General features: G+C 41.8%; 15 protein-coding genes. 7 read left to right on the forward strand and 8 right to left on the reverse strand.

The genetic code is table 11. The features are described from left to right. Positions 1-3: 3 nt before the first annotated feature. From MSC25_RS16230 to zapB, 5 genes are all read right to left on the reverse strand, one after another. A complete protein-coding gene (locus MSC25_RS16230) occupies positions 4-492 on the reverse strand; it encodes a peptidylprolyl isomerase (protein WP_096042383.1) in 489 nt (162 codons plus the stop codon). A gap of 67 nt (positions 493-559) precedes the next feature. Then, positions 560-2,038, reverse strand: a complete 1,479-nt coding sequence (locus tag MSC25_RS16235) for a LysM peptidoglycan-binding domain-containing protein (protein ID WP_096042382.1) — start codon at positions 2,036-2,038, stop codon at positions 560-562. Positions 2,039-2,074: 36 nt separating this feature from the next. Then, positions 2,075-3,097 (reverse strand): MBL fold metallo-hydrolase, encoded by a 1,023-nt coding sequence (locus tag MSC25_RS16240; protein ID WP_096042381.1) that lies wholly within the window; start codon positions 3,095-3,097, stop codon positions 2,075-2,077. A 62-nt stretch (positions 3,098-3,159) separates the two neighbouring features. Beyond that, a complete protein-coding gene (locus MSC25_RS16245) occupies positions 3,160-3,462 on the reverse strand; it encodes a cell division protein ZapA (protein ID WP_004587640.1) in 303 nt (100 codons plus the stop codon). Then, a complete protein-coding gene (gene zapB / locus MSC25_RS16250) occupies positions 3,462-3,692 on the reverse strand; it encodes a cell division protein ZapB (RefSeq protein WP_024031454.1) in 231 nt (76 codons plus the stop codon). The genes MSC25_RS16245 and zapB overlap by 1 nt, the downstream gene beginning before the upstream one ends. A 238-nt stretch (positions 3,693-3,930) precedes the next feature. On the opposite strand from zapB, the gene rlmJ reads away from it, so the two are divergent. Then, complete coding sequence (gene rlmJ, locus MSC25_RS16255; protein ID WP_096042380.1) at positions 3,931-4,770, forward strand: 23S rRNA (adenine(2030)-N(6))-methyltransferase RlmJ; 840 nt, start codon at positions 3,931-3,933, stop codon at positions 4,768-4,770. Between the two features lie 43 nt (positions 4,771-4,813). On the opposite strand, the gene MSC25_RS16260 is transcribed toward rlmJ, so the two are convergent. The 3 genes from MSC25_RS16260 to MSC25_RS16270 all read right to left on the reverse strand — a co-directional run bounded on the left by MSC25_RS16260 (position 4,814) and on the right by MSC25_RS16270 (position 7,141). Beyond that, positions 4,814-5,629 carry an META domain-containing protein gene (locus MSC25_RS16260; RefSeq protein ID WP_096042379.1) on the reverse strand — a complete coding sequence of 272 codons (816 nt, stop codon included), beginning with the start codon at positions 5,627-5,629 and terminating at the stop codon, positions 4,814-4,816. Between the two features lie 117 nt (positions 5,630-5,746). Next, positions 5,747-6,313, reverse strand: a complete 567-nt coding sequence (locus tag MSC25_RS16265; protein ID WP_096042378.1) for an alkylphosphonate utilization protein — start codon at positions 6,311-6,313, stop codon at positions 5,747-5,749. A gap of 69 nt (positions 6,314-6,382) precedes the next feature. Further along, positions 6,383-7,141 carry a transporter substrate-binding domain-containing protein gene (locus tag MSC25_RS16270; protein WP_248443971.1) on the reverse strand — a complete coding sequence of 253 codons (759 nt, stop codon included), beginning with the start codon at positions 7,139-7,141 and terminating at the stop codon, positions 6,383-6,385. A 145-nt stretch (positions 7,142-7,286) separates the two neighbouring features. On the opposite strand from MSC25_RS16270, the gene MSC25_RS16275 reads away from it, so the two are divergent. The 6 genes from MSC25_RS16275 (at position 7,287) to MSC25_RS16300 (ending at position 15,836) form a co-directional block, all read left to right on the forward strand. Further along, positions 7,287-8,552 carry an EAL domain-containing protein gene (locus MSC25_RS16275; RefSeq protein WP_096042376.1) on the forward strand — a complete coding sequence of 422 codons (1,266 nt, stop codon included), beginning with the start codon at positions 7,287-7,289 and terminating at the stop codon, positions 8,550-8,552. Between the two features lie 2 nt (positions 8,553-8,554). Next, positions 8,555-9,163 (forward strand): paraquat-inducible protein A, encoded by a 609-nt coding sequence (locus tag MSC25_RS16280; RefSeq protein ID WP_096042375.1) that lies wholly within the window; start codon positions 8,555-8,557, stop codon positions 9,161-9,163. 63 nt (positions 9,164-9,226) lie between these two features. Continuing rightward, positions 9,227-9,592: a hypothetical protein gene (locus MSC25_RS16285; protein ID WP_024031447.1), complete on the forward strand. Its 366-nt coding sequence runs from the start codon at positions 9,227-9,229 to the stop codon at positions 9,590-9,592. A 262-nt stretch (positions 9,593-9,854) separates the two neighbouring features. After that, on the forward strand, positions 9,855-11,177 hold the full coding sequence (locus tag MSC25_RS16290; RefSeq protein ID WP_096042374.1) for a TolC family protein: 1,323 nt from the start codon (positions 9,855-9,857) through the stop codon (positions 11,175-11,177). Between the two features lie 4 nt (positions 11,178-11,181). Continuing rightward, entirely contained in the window at positions 11,182-12,717 is a 1,536-nt protein-coding gene (locus MSC25_RS16295) for an efflux RND transporter periplasmic adaptor subunit (protein WP_096042373.1), read from the forward strand. Further along, complete coding sequence (locus tag MSC25_RS16300; protein WP_248443972.1) at positions 12,714-15,836, forward strand: efflux RND transporter permease subunit; 3,123 nt, start codon at positions 12,714-12,716, stop codon at positions 15,834-15,836. The genes MSC25_RS16295 and MSC25_RS16300 overlap by 4 nt, the downstream gene beginning before the upstream one ends. Positions 15,837-15,876: the final 40 nt, after the last annotated feature.

The following is a 15,876-nucleotide window of genomic DNA, read 5'->3' on the forward strand; positions in this document are numbered from 1 at the left end:
TGATTAGTGAGAGTGACCACAGCCGCCTTCAGCGTGAACATGGCCATGCGAAATCTCTTCACTGGTTGCTTCACGAACCGATACCACTTCTAAATCAAACGTTAGTGTTTTGCCTGCAAACGGGTGGTTTAAATCGCAATCTGCATTAAAGCGGCCTACTTTAACTAATGTTACCTGGTGTTGTCCTTGGTTTGAGTGCACCATCGCAGTCATACCTGGTTTCCACACCTTTACGTCACCTTGTAGGTGCTTAAGCGGAATACGCTGAATTAAATCGTCAACGCGCTCACCGTATGACTCGCTAGGTTCAAGTGTAACGCTAAACTTATCGCCTGCGGCTTTACCTTCAAGGGCTTTTTCTAAGCCAGGAAGCATGCCTTCGCTGCCATGAATATAGCTAAGAGGCGCGTGGTTTATACTGCTTTCTAGTTGCTCGCCCGCTTCGCTTAATGTGTAATGAAATTCAACTGCTGAATTTTTGCTAATTTGCATGCTTGTCTCTTTAAGTTTTTGACTAAGTTAAAAGCCGATTTTACGCGAAATACCGAGCTTTATAAACTCAGCGTGGTTGAATAAGTGATTTTTGTAGATCTTGCAGTAAATCTTGTTTTTGCTGCGGCTGTTTGGGTTTTTCTGCCTGGGGAATAAATAGCGTTAATTGCGTGCCAGGCTTTAAAATGCTTGAGGCACTTAAGTTGTTCCATTTAGCTAAATCACTGTGCGGCACTTCGTAAAGCTGACTAATGCTCCACAAGCTATCGCCTTGTTTTACTTCATAGTCTATTTCAAGAGTGGGGATCACGACTTCTTGTGGCTCTAAATAAGGACTAATTTGATAATCTATAGTGAGCGATTTTGGGAGCGTTTTAGGCTGTCCAACCAGCAGTTTTTCACCTATGCCTATCATATTATTTTGTTTGCCATTGAGCTGCTTTAACGCGCTTACCGACATGCTGAAGCGTCTTGCAATGCTGTATAGCGTATCATTTTTTTTAACGATGTATTCGCCAGCAAAATTAGACTTAAAAAACTTACTTTTTAACAGTGCCTCTTGGCCGATAGGTAAAAGCAATGAGTGGGGGCCATTAGGTGAGCTTTGATTTTTTAAATAGCCCTGGTTAAGCGCGTGCAACTGTTTTGAGCCAACCCCAGAGAGCTTAGCGATGACCGAAAAATCAAACTGTTGGCCAACATTCATTTGCGTTGTTATTGGTTTATTAGCCAGTTTAGGACGCTTAAAGCCTTTTTGCGGGTGTTTAACTAAGTAGCTTAGCGCTAACAGTTTAGGTACGTAGTCGGCCGTTTCTTTTGGCAGCTTTAGAGAAAAGTAATCGGTACTTTTACCGCGTTTTTTATTTCGCTCAATGGCTCGTTTAACACGCCCCTCACCACTATTATAAGCCGCTAGGGCGTGTAGCCAGTCGCCATCAAAGCGTTTGTGTAAATAGCTGAGGTATTCAAGTGCGGCATCGGTGGAGGCAAGTACATCTTGTCGTCCGTCATACCACTGATCGGATTTAATCCCAAAATGATGCGCTGTGGCGGCCACTAATTGCCACACGCCTACTGCTTGCTGCGATGAGGCAATGGTGGGTCTAAAATCACTTTCTACAAAGGGCAGTAAAGCCAGCTCCATAGGCAGGCGCTTTTGCTCAATTTTTTTTACGATATGATACAAATAAGGCGCGGCGCGTTTATTTACCGTGGGTAAATAGTTAGGTTGTTTTAAATACCAGTTAATACGCTTTTTTAAGGCGCGATTTTGATACACCGTAAAATGTAGGTTGTTGGCAATATGCGCCCATAGGTTTTTAGCTTTGGTGGGGCGCTTTTTTACAATTGTTTTTTTTGCCTTTACTGGCGGCGCAGTATTGGCTTGCTGTAATTGTTTTGGCTGTACAGGCTCAAGCTCTATTTGGTTTTCGTAGCTTGGCTCAAAGTGAGTAAAAATTTGTGGTGCGTCTGTTTCGGGTTGTGTTTGTGTGCTGTTACAGCCATACAAAAAAATAATTACACAACTTACAAGCAATCCACGCATCTTCATCTCTTATCTACAATCCTTTATTTTATAACACTACTGCGCGTGCTCAATTAACTGGGCGCGCTTAAGCCCAGCCTGTAAAAATAACTGGCTCGACTTTGTATTTAACGCTTCTTGTTTATATGGTGCTAAAACATCCGCAGGGAAACTCTCAGTAAGTTGCTCAAGCGTTTGTTTTTTATTGTTTTTCACATGGGTTATTAAATTTGTTAAAAACAATAAAGGCTGCTTAAGTTGTGCTTTTTCAAGCGCCCCGCCGTGGCCGGGAAGTATTGTACGCAAATTAGGCTGATTAATATAGCGTTTGAGCAAGGCTTGCCAATTTTGTAACTGGCCGTGGCCTGGGTAGGGTAGCCAGTCAACAATATCGCCGCCTATTAGCAGCGTGCCATTATTGGTACTAAGTGTTAAATCGCCGTTTGTGTGGGCTTTTTCGGACGTTATTTGTACCGCAAAGTTACCTAAATCAATACTTTGTTGCTCGCTGATTACGGTGCTAGGTGATTGTAAGTTATAGTTTTTCCAACGTAAAAAACGTTGTTTAGCTAAAGAGAGCTTTTCGCGCCACTGTGTTTGCTGTTGCTCGGGTAATGTGGCTAAGCGCTGATAGCTCAGCTCTATACTTTTTTCATAGCCTGCTAATTTATCATCGTAAGCCTGTTGGTATGTGGCAAAATTATCGGCTACTTGTTTATGTACTATTAGCTGCGCTTTTGGGAAGGCATTTTGTAATACGGCCATGCCGAGTAAATGGTCGTCATGAAAGTGAGTCGCAACTAAATAACAGAGCGGGGTTTTAAGGTGTTTTTTTAACTGTTTTGCTAGTGCTTCAACGGCTGCAAAGTTTCCGCTTGCATCTACCATTAGTGCGCATTGCTCGCCCTCTATGAGCACTTGGTTGGAATCGTAAAAACGTAGCTTATCTTGTTGTTTTAAAAATTGTACATTTTCGTTTATTTGCTGCCAAGTAACCGCTGCCTTACTAGAGTGAGAAAATAGGCTAAGGGTAATAAAAAGGGCGGGGATTACAGTTACTAAAAGGGGTTTTAATGTCATTGTGTGTCTCTGCGCAGCATTTATTTACCCTCATAATAAACAAAAAGCGCACGGGGCGCTTTTTATTTTTTTATTGGGTCACTCGCCAAGCATTGGCTGAGTTTATCAATGAGTTGATCTTGCTGCTGTTGCTCTACACTGGCATGCGTTTTAGCTTCTAGCAACTCATGGCTAAGTGTAAGTGCTGCTAAAAGTATCGCCTGTTGTTCGTTACGAACTGATGAGCGTTGCTTTGTTTGCTCAACCAAGTCATTTAAATTTTGTGCTGCTGCTATTAATGCATCTTCTTGCCCAACCGGGCATGCAAACTGCTGCTCTTTACCTAGCAACTCAACTGTGACCCGCTGGTTTTGCAGCTCAGACATTAGCTTGCCTGTTGTGCGCTTTGTAGTTTATCAAGTAAGCCTGTTAACGTAGAGCTGGCATCTTTTTGCTTTTCTTCGTTTTCAAGGGCTTCTAGTTGTAAAATTTCGTTTTCGTCACTTAGTTTTGCGTTTTGCTCTTTTAAGCTAGCAACATCTGTTTGTAATTGGTTGTTGCGCTCGATAAGCGAGTCAATCAGTTGTTCGAGTTGTTGAAGAGTTGTGTTGTTCATAAAGGCGCTCATATAACTGTAATTAATGTCATGCAAATGTAAAGCAAAGTGTGTTGTTTTGCCAGCATTTACGGTGGTTTTAGCACAATTTTATTGTTTATTAAGTGATAATTCAGGGTGGCGGCTTTTTTGTTCATAAATGGTTCACTTAACTGCTCGCAAAGCGGTGTATAGGTTGCCAAAATACAGAGCTTATGGTTCACTGCCGATATTAAATTGCGTATAGCGAAAATTAACAATGCTTAGTTACAGACACTCTTTTCATGCAGGTAACCCTGCCGATGTACTTAAACATTTAGTACTTGCACAGGTACTTCAATATCAAACCATTAAAGATAAACCCCTCGATTATATTGATACCCACTCAGGTGCGGGATTTTTTGAGTTAAGTTCATCTGATGCCCAAAAAACACAAGAATACAAAGAGGGCATTGCTAAGCTTTGGCAACATAGCAGTAAACACGAAGCGCTAAACGATTATATTGCATTAATTAAATCGTTTAATGATGGGGATGAACTGGCGTTTTACCCCGGTTCGCCAAAAATTGCTGAGCATTACTTACGTCGTCAAGACAAAGGCTGGTTTTTTGAATTACACCCGCGCGATTTGCAGTTACTTGAGCAAAACATGCAAGGTAAGCGCTCTATTCGCGTACGTGGCGAAAACGGTTTTGCCGGATTAATAGGGCTACTTCCGCCAGCTTCGCGCCGTGCATGTGTGCTTATTGACCCACCTTATGAGATAAAAGACGATTACGAAACTGTTGTAAGCACACTAGTTAAGGCGCACCAGCGCTTTGCAACCGGCACATATATGATTTGGTATCCCGTTGTTGATAGAGAGCGAATCAATACAATGGAGCAAGGGCTGATTGAGTCGGGAATGCGTAATATTCAATTATTTGAGTTAGGCACGCAAGCGGATACTGACGTACACGGTATGACGGCATCAGGCATGATTGTTATTAACCCACCGTGGAAATTAAAACAAACTATGGACAGCATATTGCCTGAGTTAGTTGAGCTTTTAAGTGAGCCTAGCGGGTTTTATAGAAGCGAGCAGTTAGTCGACGAATAACTGCCTGCCATTATGTAAAGTAAAAGCCCAACAGGGCTTTTATTTAATTAAAATAAACCGCATTAAAGGTGGCAAGCGTGTTGCCACTGTTATCTTTTAATTCTAAAGACTCGCCTTCTATAGCCCACTTTTGCGTGTTATTGAGCATGTTTAACATAGCCGCTTCTTGCTCCATGCTTTGTGAGCACATTTTTTTTGTACTTGCCAATTGGCTAAACGAAATTGAATGTTGCTCTGTGTTATAGCTACCGCTTACGTTATTACACCCTAAAAAGCCGTTAACGCGGTTATCTTTATCAAATTGTATAAATGGCTCTTTTGTTCTTACACTGACTGTTTGCGCGTTAATTGTAACGGCTTTCCAGTATGTATTTGCAAGGGTAACATCGCTTTTAGGTGAGGCGACTTTTTCAAGCTCAATTTCGTGAAGAATCCCCGAGTTTGCATTTTTAAAAGGGTCGTACTGCATTGTGCTGGTATAAAGAACCTTGTCTTTATTAATGATTCTAGCGGTGAGGTTATAGCGGTGTTTATCAACAATGTTGTTGTCATCATAAGCTAGCTCCACGGTATACGGCGGTGCTTTATTTATATCAATTACTTGTTGCGTAATTATTTCGGCTTTTACATCTGCTTTTGACACATCAGATAGCGTTACAATTAGTTGTGAGCCAGGGCGTGGCATACTGCGATCTTTATAGCTCACTTGCGTGGTTAAACCCATAACGCTTTTTTCTTGTACTGTGGATTGTGATTCGTTAGCTGGTTTTTCACAACCCGCTAATGTGAGTGCACTTAGGGCTAATAAACCTAAGCCAGTAAATGTACGTTTTTGAAACCTAAATTGCTGCTTTGCCATGCTTGCGCTCCTTATTCCTATATTGCTGGTAAGTGTAGGGGGGAGGAGCTTAATCATGGCTTAATTTTTTTAGCCACAAAAAAAGGCGCTAATGCGCCTTAATATAATGCTTTAACGCTATTTTTTTACAAACTTTGTTAAAATAACAATACGTTGGCCGTCTACTCGCCCTTCAATATGTTCAGGGTTATTTGTTAAGCCTATATTGCGTACCGCTGTGCCGCGTTTGGCGGTCAAGCTACTACCTTTAACGTCTAAGTCTTTAATTAAAGTAACCGTATCGCCAGCTTGTAGCACTACGCCGTTACTGTCTACGTGTTTTATATCGTCATCTTCAGCAAGGGCTTTTTTGGCCCAAGCAAGGGTGTCTTCTTCTAGGTAAATCATATCTAGCGCATCTTGTGCCCAGCCATTATCAACAGCTAAGCGCGTTAGCATTCTGTAAGCCACTACTTGTACGGCAGGTGTTTGGCTCCACATGCTGTCGTTTAAACAGTGCCAATGTGTTGGGGTAAGCTCGCTGTTGTTTTCTATTTGATCTTTACAGATTTGGCAGATGTAAATGCATTTGTCTGAATGGGTTTCGGTAACAGGAGGCACTTCGTAAACAGATAAATGTTCGGTTGCGCTGCATAATTCACACTGGTTATTACTGCGCTCTATTAAGGCTTTTTCAATACTCATAAGGCGTTCTTATATAGGAAGAGGTTTACATTTGGCCGTATTATACCCTAGCAAAGGTGGGCGGCGATACTAATCCCTTAAATTTTGTGCGGGTATTGGGTTAATGTATTTATCTTCTATGCGTTTTATGTAACCACTGCTATGTAAGTGGGCAAGGGCTTGGTTAATTTTAGGCAGTAACGCTTTGTGCTTAGCAAGTAAACGCACTCTTAAATAACCATGCGAATGCTGGGCGCCAAACTCAGTATTAATATTTAATTGTTTAGACCAATACGCTGCGGTATGAATACCCATAATAGCAACGTCAATACGCGCTTTAGATAATGCAATCATTAGCTCTTTTTCAGAGGGAAAATCGACGCGGTTAAATTTTGCATCATCATGGTAGTAGTAGCCAAGTACTGTACCAACCTCTTTAGAGTATAAACTTTGCTTAGTTTGATACTGCGCGACGTTATCAGGCAGGGCGACAATCATTTCGGTTGCGGGGATCAGCGGCTCTGAAAATATATAGTATGGATTATCTCGCTCGCTTTGCGCTAACCATTTTAAAGAAATTACATCAAAATCAATAAAGCCGTTTTCTAAATATTTGGTAATTCGCTTAGAGGGAAGCTCAACGTGATTGGCGGTAATATTTGCTTGCGCCATTAAAGCGGTGATTATTTCTGGCAAAATGCCGGGTTTTTCTGGGTTGTTGGTGTAAAAAGGGTAGTGACTACCTGACGCACTGACATTGTAATTTAGTTCTGGCTGGTTTTGCTGGGCATGAGCAAACGTAGCAAGATGCAAAATAAATAAGGGTAAAAACAACTTTAAAAAAAACAAATACGTAACCTTTGCTAAACTTTTAACCTTGAGCGTTATGTAATTTAACTCCGCTTGTAATGATTCTAGAATCTTCATAGCGGTTGAATTACAGTGTATAACCTAATTGTAATAAACAACGTCAAATTAGATAGGCTTTTATTAAGTGAATCCCACAAATATTTTACAGAACGGGCAAAAGATAACACAGTTTGTTGCAAGGCAACCTATTTTTGATGCGCAGCAGAATGTGTTTGCTTATGAGCTGCTTTATCGTGATTCAGCCCATAATGCATTTCCTGTGGGAACATCTGATGAGCAAGCAACCAGCCGTTTGTTTTTTAATACGCTGATGATGCTAGGGCCAGACAAACTTACAGCGCATCATTTAGCGTTTATTAACCTTTCTTCAGCCACTATTTTAGAAAATTTTCCTAAATTGTTAGTACCACAAAATTGTGTGTTAGAAATCGTTGAGCGTACGAACAAAATAGCTGAGGTAACTCAGCGCGTGAAAGCGCTCAAGCAAGAGGGATACAAGTTTGCCCTAGATGATTACGATGGCGACGATAAATGGGCGCCATTACTTGCGCATGTAGATTACATTAAAATTGAAATGGACGATGTAATAATTAAAACCAATATGCGCATAAAAAAAATTAAACGTGCTAATCCGCATGCAAAAATTATTGTTGAGCGTATAGAAACTCATGCGCAATTTCACTCGTTAAAACAAGCCGGTTGCGATTTATTTCAGGGTTACTTTTTTGCCCGCCCAGAGATGATCACTTACAAAGATGTGGAGCCGGGTAAGGTGATTGTGTTTGATTTACTGCGCTTTACGGCAAAAGAATCTTTATGCTTTGATGAAATACAAAAACAAGTAGCCAGGGATGTGGCAATTACAGCGCGAGTATTGAAATTAGCGAATGCCCGCTCGGGCAGTACTAAATTAACCATTACCTCTATTTCGCAAGCGGTTGTGTATTTAGGAGAGGACAGTATAAGGCAACTGGTACGCGTGCTGGCGCTGAGCGAATTAGGCGCCGATAAACCCTCAGAACTCACAAAACTTGCCTTAACCAGAGCGCAGTTTATTGCGCTATTGCTAGGGCAAAACCACGCAGAACTGGTTGGTCAGGGTTACTTGGTGGGGTTGTTTTCTGTGATGGATGCAATTTTAGATACAGACCTTGAAGCGATTGTTAAAGAGTTTTCGCTAGATGAAAGTATTGCTCAGGCATTATTAAACAATGAGGGCATTTTAGGGCAAAGCCTTGCGCTTATTAGGGCGTTTGAACTAGATGAAATGGATAAAATAGCGGTGTTAATGCCAGTAATAAACAGTGATTTGCACATAGGCCATATTTTTAATTATGTTCTTGATGCACTGTTGTATAGTGACGAAATTATTGAGGCTATTGCAGAATAAATATGCGTAATTGGTTATCTATTTTAAGTATTGTGGTTGCATTAGGGCTGTTATTTCCTGGTGTTACCAAACCTGTATTATCGATTGAGGGCAACATTGATAAATCGCAACTCGCCAAAGCAGGCATAGAAATGCTGGCTGAGGAAGGCGATGGCCGTACTCGCAGTATGTTAATGATGTTCTCTAGCATGTTAGGACTTGATAAATTAGAGGGTGAAATAAACGCGTATAGCAAAACACAAAGTATTTGGGGGACCGTAAACGAGCTAGCTAATAATAATAATTTATTTGTAGCGGCGTTAGTTGGGTTGTTCTCTATTGTGATCCCAAGCTTAAAATTACTGCTGCAATTAGTGTATTGCTGCTTGTCGGCCAGCGCATTTAAAAATAAGTTAGCTGTGGTTATTTGCGTACTGAGCAAGTGGAGCATGGTGGATGTGTTTGTTATTGCGTTAATAGTGACTTATTTGGCAGGCAATGCACATGGCAAAAGTAGCGATTTACTAATTACGCATAGCACTTTTGGTGAGGGATTTTGGTATTTTAGTGCTTATTGTATTTTTGCTATTTTAGCGAGTAGCTTAATTAAACCGCCTAAAAAAGAAAATTAATTATTTGAGTTAGCTCAATAACTCAAATATTATTACTGGGTAATTTACTTAATAGGTTTTGTTTTGCAGCGTTTTTACTCAAATTTACTCGTTGTTGTGATGCTACTCACGTTTGTGGGGCAAGCCGTTGCGTCTGTAAATCAGCAGTGCGAAATGCCACACATGAGCCTATCAGCAAAGCATGCCACACATGTAATGAGCGAGAGTAAATTGCATACAGGTATGATGGAAATGGATTGCTGCAGTGATGAAGCAGATGTTCAAAATGATTGTCATTGCCCAATAAATGGCTGTGGAAGCAGCTCTATTTTAACGTCCCCGGCCTTATTTACTGCTTTTTCGTTATCGAGTGAAAAAGTTACCCAGCTTAATAGCGGTATTTCCTCCCCACCTAGTAATACCTTATATCGCCCTCCTATGTTTGCTTAAACGCAGGATAGGTGTGATACCAATCGACTTGATTATTTAGTCATTTAGCGTGCCAAATAAAGCGTTAACAGCGTTATAAACCTCTCGTGTAGAGCAACTACATGTCGATGTTTATGCCTTGTTATCACTCTATTTAACTGTCGCTATAAATAACTAATAACTCAACACCATTGGTATGAGTGAAATTTAGCTATATTCGCTAAAAGCGCCTGTTCTGCTTGTTAATTTAAGATTTTATTTTTAATTTTAGATGGAGCAGGCAATGACCCGCACTGTAATTTTTAAAGCTGTATTACTGAGCGCCACCTTATTTGGTGCTGTATTTAATAGTGATGCTATAGTAAAAGCATCAACCCTTAATTTAACGGATGCCATAAACCTAGCGCTCAATAACGAGCCGTGGCTGAGCGCCAGTGAGCAAAAGCAAGCCGCCGCCACAGCGCAAAGTATTGCTGCAGGAACACTACCAGATCCCGTATTAAGCATAGGTTTGCAAAGCGTACCCGTAGATGGCTTTGCGTTTGATCAAGAAAACATGACGCAGTTAAAACTGGGTATAAGCCAAAGCTTTAGCCGTGGTAATAGCCTAGCACTTAGCCAACAAGCAATAAAAGAAGAAGCACTTGAGCAGCCATGGCTTAGGGCCCAGCGAAAGGCGCAAGTAAAAGCTAGGGTAATAGAGCTGTGGTTAAATGCATATAGAGCACAGCAAAGTATTGCGTTAATTGAACAAGATAAAGCATTGTTTAGCCAGTTAATTGAAGTTACCGAAGCCAGTTACTCCAGTAGTTTAGGTAAAACCCGTCAGCAAGATATTATTCGCTCACAATTGGAGCTCACACGCCTTGAAGATAAACTGATTGTATTAGCGCAGCAGCTAGATGCCGCTAAACAAGGGTTAGCCCAGTGGTTACCACAGAGCATATTACGCCAACCATTAAGCCTAACTTTTACAGCGCCAGCCCCGCTTACCCAATTTAATAGCTTAGACTTTGATGAGCTCATTAAGTTACTTATGGCGCATCCCTCTATGGTGGCTATAGATCAACGTATAGCCGCTAAACGTACACAAGTGAGCCTTGCTAAACAAAGTTATAAGCCACAACTTGGCGTAAATATGGGTTATGGCTACCGCGCTGATAACCAAGCTGGTGAATCGCGTGCTGATTTGCTTTCGGTGGGGGTGAGTATTGATTTACCTTTATTTACCGACAACAGGCAAGATCAGCAAGTTAATGCGGCTATTGCTAATGCAGAGGCCATTAAAACCGACAAACGCGTGGCGCTACAAAGCTTAAAAGGACAGTACTTTAAAGAGGTTAGTCAACTTGAGCGAATTGAGCAGCGCAATACGCTTTATCAAAACACGTTAATACCGCAAATGTCGCAACAAGCTCAGGCTACTTTAAACGCGTATACCCGTGACGATGGCGACTTCTCTGATGTTATGCGCGCGCGTATTAGTGAGCTAAACGCCAAAATAGATGCCCTTAATATTCAAATAGACAAACACATAATTATTGCTCGCTTAAATTATTACGCAGCCAGTTTAGACTCGCTAGTAATGGCTGAGTTACAAGGATAAAACAATGAAAACTAACTTAAAATACCTTGTAGCGCTGCTTATTGGTGTCGCGTTAATGTTTATTGCTAATCGCTGGTTGATTGATAATACCGAGCACTTAGCCACAACCGCGGATAATAAAAAAACGAAGCCGCTGTATTGGGTTGCGCCAATGGACAGTAACTATAGGCGCGATGAACCAGGGCTATCACCAATGGGGATGGAGCTGGTGCCTGTATATGCAAACGCTGAAAACGACAGCCCAGGTACTATAAAAATATCCCCTGAAGTGGTTAACAACTTAGGCGTTAAAACCAGTAAAGTGCAAGTTAAAACACTGCAACGTGATATTCAAACAATCGGTTATGTGCAATACAATCAAGATCAGTTAACCCATATTCATCCTCGCGTAGAAGGGTGGATAGAAACCCTATTTGTAAAAGCGCAAGGAGAGCCCGTTAGTGCCGGTGAGCCTCTTTACACACTTTACTCTCCTCAACTTGTGAACGCACAAGAAGAATTTTTACTCGCAGTAAATAGAAAAAACAGCGTATTGATCAGGGCTGCTAAGGCGCGTTTAGAGTCGCTAAATGTGTCTGATGGCTTTATTAAGCGCTTAGAAAAAAATAAAAAAGTGATGCAAAACATTACATTTTACGCGCGCCAAAGTGGCGTGCTTGATGAGCTTAATATACGTGAAGGTTTTTATGTTAAGCCTGGCACCTCAATGATGAGCATCGCTAAACTAGATCAAGTATGGGTAGAGGCAGAAGTATTTGAGCGCCAAGCAGCTTTAGTGAGCAAAGGGCTACCCGTTACAATGACCCTTGATTACATTCAAGGTAAGCAGTGGCAGGGCGTAGTAGATTACATTTATCCAGCGCTGAATGCTCAAAACCGTACTCTACGTGTAAGGCTGCGTTTTGAAAATACCGCAGGGCTACTTAAGCCTAATATGTTCGCCCAAGTAAGTATTCACACACACAGTGACTCACCGCAATTAGTTATACCTAAGCAAGCGCTTATTCGTACAGGTGCACAAAACCGAGTAGTACTTGCCCTAGGCGATGGGCGTTTTAAATCGGTGGCGGTAAAAGTAGGGCAAATTAGCCAACATGAGGTGGCTATTCTATCGGGCATTACCAAAGAAGACCGTGTTGTGTCTGCTGCGCAGTTTTTAATAGACTCTGAGTCGAGTAAAGACTCGGACTTTAAGCGTATGAGCGCACCAAGCACTCATGCCATGAGCGACATGCCTAACATGGAAATGGACAAGGCTGAAGCGGTTCAAACAGCTACAGTAATGGGAACCATAAATAATATAAACGCAGCGCAGCGGGTTATTAATATTAGCAGAGAGGCTATCGCTAAATGGAACAGAGGCCCTGCTACTATGGACTTTATACTTGCTAAAGAGCTTGATATTAGTGCGCTTTCTCCTGAACAGCAGGTGCATTTTACATTTAGCATTATTGAGGGCGAATTTGTAATAAGCAAAATTGCTGAGCACCCTACTGACGAAGGCGCAGCTCATCATTCAATGCATGGGGAGTCATTATGATAGCTGCTGTTATTCGCTGGTCGGTTGTTAATCGTTTTCTCGTTTTGTTACTGAGTATTATTGTATTTGGCGCGGGTATTTACAGTGTTAAACAGACACCCGTTGATGCGCTTCCGGATTTATCTGACGTACAGGTAATTGTTAAAACCAGCTACCCAGGCCAAGCACCCCAAGTAGTGCAAGACCAAGTTACCTTCCCGCTCACCACGGCAATGCTATCTGTGCCCGGCGCTAAAACAGTGCGTGGTTTTTCGTTTTTTGGCGACTCGTATGTGTATATTATTTTTGATGAAAATACCGATATTTACTGGGCCCGAAGCCGCGTACAAGAGTATTTAAGTCAGGTAGAAAGCCGCTTGCCGGCAAGTGCAAAGGCACAACTTGGGCCCGATGCCACAGGAGTGGGGTGGGTATATTTATATGCGTTAGTCGATAAAACAAATCAGCTCAATATTAGCCAGCTTCGTAGCTTGCAAGACTGGTTTTTAAAATTTGAACTGCAAAGCGTTGAAGGTGTATCTGAGGTAGCCGCTATAGGTGGCATGATAAAGCAGTACCAAGTGGTTGTAGACCCCGTTAAGTTGCGTGCTTATGGCCTTCCTCTTAGTTTGATACAAACTGCAATTAGCCAAGGTAATCAAGAAACTGGCGCCTCAGTAATCGAAATGGCTGAAGCCGAATACATGGTAACCAGCACAGGTTATATTAAAAGTGTCGCCGACTTAGAAGCCATTCCATTAGAAATTAACGCCCAAGGAAGTGCATTACAATTACGAGATGTAGCAAATGTACGCTTAGGTCCTCAAATGCGAAGAGGCATTGCAGAGCTAAATGGCGAAGGCGAGGTTGCGGGTGGCATTGTGGTGATGCGTTATGGCGAAAACGCCCAAGAAACGATTTCTCGGGTAAAAGCAAAACTTGAGTCTTTAAAACAAGGGTTACCCGAAGGGATTGAAGTAATTCCGGTTTACGACCGCTCCACGTTAATAAAAAGCGCGGTTGATAACCTAAGTAGTAAATTGTTTGAAGAGCTCATTATTGTAGCCTTAGTGTGCGTGGTATTTTTATTTCATGTGCGCTCATCGCTGGTGGCTATTATTACCTTGCCTATGGGTATATTAATGGCTTTTATTGTGATGTATTGGCAAGGTGTAAACGCTAATATTATGTCTTTAGGCGGGATTGCTATTGCTATTGGCGCTATGACAGATGGTGCTATCGTAATGATAGAAAACATGCATAAACACATGGAAAAAACGCCACTGACCAAGCAAAACCGCTGGCAAATAGTGACTAAATCGGCCACCGAGGTAGGCCCTGCATTATTTTTTAGCTTGCTCATTATTACTGTAAGTTTTATGCCTGTATTTATTTTAGAGGCGCAAGAAGGGCGCATGTTTGCTCCGCTTGCTTATACAAAAACGTATGCGATGGCAGCCTCTGCCGGCTTAGCTATAACCTTAGTGCCGGTGTTAATGGGCTACTTTATTCGGGGTAAGGTCATTTCTGAGCATAAAAACCCTGTTAATAGAGCCTTGGTTGCAGGGTATAAACCGTTGTTAGCCACCGTACTTAAATTTCCAAAAAGTACGTTATTTATTGCATTTATAGTGACGGTTATAGGCTTTTATCCGGTAAATAAAATAGGCAGTGAGTTTATTCCTTTGCTAGATGAAGGCGACTTAATGTATATGCCAACAACTTACCCTGGGCTCTCTATTGGTGAAGCGCGAAAAATTTTACAGCAAACAGACAAGCTCATAGCCTCTGTGCCTGAAGTAAAAACTGTATTTGGTAAAATAGGGCGCGCCGATACCGCAACTGACCCCGCACCGCTGACAATGATTGAAACCTTTATTCAATTTAAGCCCAAATCACAGTGGCGAGAGGGCATGACGAAGCAAAAAATTAAAGCAGAGCTGGAAAGCTTAGTTGCATTACCGGGCCTTACAAATGCGTGGGTTATGCCAATAAAAACGCGAATTGATATGCTTGCCACCGGTATTAAAACGCCTGTGGGTATTAAAATTGCGGGCCCAAGCCTGTTAGAAATTCAAAACATTGGGCAGCAAATTGAGCAATTGTTAAAAGATGTGCCCGGCACAGCCTCAGTGTACTCAGAGCGTGTAGCCACAGGGCGTTATATTAAAGTGGATATAAACCGTGAAAAAGCAGCACGGTATAATCTAAATATAGCCGACATACAACAGGTTGTGGCCACTGCTATTGGCGGCTCAAACGTGACTGAAACAATTGAAGGGCAACAGCGTTACCCGGTAAATTTACGCTACCCGCAGAGCTTTCGTGCTTCGCCTGAAGATTTAAAATTATTACCTATTATTACACCATCAGGCCAACATATTGCACTTGGCGATGTTGCTAATGTATTTATTGAAGATGGCCCTACCGGCATTAAAAGCGAAAATGCGCGTTTAAATGGGTGGAGCTTAATTGATATTAAAGGCAGTGATATTGGCAGCTATGTAGCACAAGCTCAGCAAGTACTTGGCGATAATCTAAAATTACCCGCTGGTTATTCAATTACTTGGGCAGGGCAGTACGAATACATGCAACGCGCAAAAGCAAAGCTTACTTATGTGATCCCGCTTACACTCGCGATTATTGTAATACTGCTATACCTTAATTTTAAATGCCTAAGCGAAGTACTTATTATTATTGCCACCCTTCCTTTGGCTATGGTGGGCGGCATTTGGCTAATGTACTTTGAAGCGTTTAACTTTTCGGTGGCAGTGGGTGTAGGGTTTATTGCATTGGCCGGTGTTGCCGTAGAAATAGGCGTCATAATGCTTGTATATTTAAACCAAGCTTATACAGAGCAGCGCCAGCAGTGCGAGCAAACTGGAACTGCATTTAACTTACAAGCGCTACAACACGCTATTATGCAAGGTGCAGGGCTAAGAGTGCGGCCCGTAATGATGACGGTAGCTACCATTATTGCTGGCTTATTACCCGTTTTATACGGCACCGGCACCGGTAGCGAAGTAATGAGCAGAATAGCAGCGCCGATGGTAGGCGGGATGTTAAGCGCAATTATACTTACGCTATTGGTTATACCTGCGGTGTATTTACTGTGGAAAAAGCAGCATATTAGTCAATAGGTGTTGTTCTTTGTGAGTTAAAATTTGCTGAATGTAGGGG

The sequence above is a fragment of the Pseudoalteromonas sp. 1CM17D genome (genome assembly GCF_023161805.1).
GTDB lineage: Bacteria > Pseudomonadota > Gammaproteobacteria > Enterobacterales > Alteromonadaceae > Pseudoalteromonas > Pseudoalteromonas atlantica.

Bases quoted from the DNA above. Each gene is read 5' to 3' on its own strand.
- MSC25_RS16295 (WP_096042373.1), top strand. From the start codon at position 11,182: ATGAAAACTAACTTAAAATACCTTGTAGCGCTGCTTATTGGTGTCGCG.
- zapB (WP_024031454.1), bottom strand. From the start codon at position 3,692: ATGAACAACACAACTCTTCAACAACTCGAACAACTGATTGACTCGCTT.
- MSC25_RS16300 (WP_248443972.1), top strand. From the start codon at position 12,714: ATGATAGCTGCTGTTATTCGCTGGTCGGTTGTTAATCGTTTTCTCGTT.
- MSC25_RS16280 (WP_096042375.1), top strand. From the start codon at position 8,555: ATGCGTAATTGGTTATCTATTTTAAGTATTGTGGTTGCATTAGGGCTG.
- MSC25_RS16245 (WP_004587640.1), bottom strand. From the start codon at position 3,462: ATGTCTGAGCTGCAAAACCAGCGGGTCACAGTTGAGTTGCTAGGTAAA.
- MSC25_RS16235 (WP_096042382.1), bottom strand. From the start codon at position 2,038: ATGCGTGGATTGCTTGTAAGTTGTGTAATTATTTTTTTGTATGGCTGT.
- MSC25_RS16265 (WP_096042378.1), bottom strand. From the start codon at position 6,313: ATGAGTATTGAAAAAGCCTTAATAGAGCGCAGTAATAACCAGTGTGAA.
- MSC25_RS16260 (WP_096042379.1), bottom strand. From the start codon at position 5,629: ATGGCAAAGCAGCAATTTAGGTTTCAAAAACGTACATTTACTGGCTTA.
- MSC25_RS16230 (WP_096042383.1), bottom strand. From the start codon at position 492: ATGCAAATTAGCAAAAATTCAGCAGTTGAATTTCATTACACATTAAGC.
- MSC25_RS16240 (WP_096042381.1), bottom strand. From the start codon at position 3,097: ATGACATTAAAACCCCTTTTAGTAACTGTAATCCCCGCCCTTTTTATT.
- MSC25_RS16290 (WP_096042374.1), top strand. From the start codon at position 9,855: ATGACCCGCACTGTAATTTTTAAAGCTGTATTACTGAGCGCCACCTTA.
- rlmJ (WP_096042380.1), top strand. From the start codon at position 3,931: ATGCTTAGTTACAGACACTCTTTTCATGCAGGTAACCCTGCCGATGTA.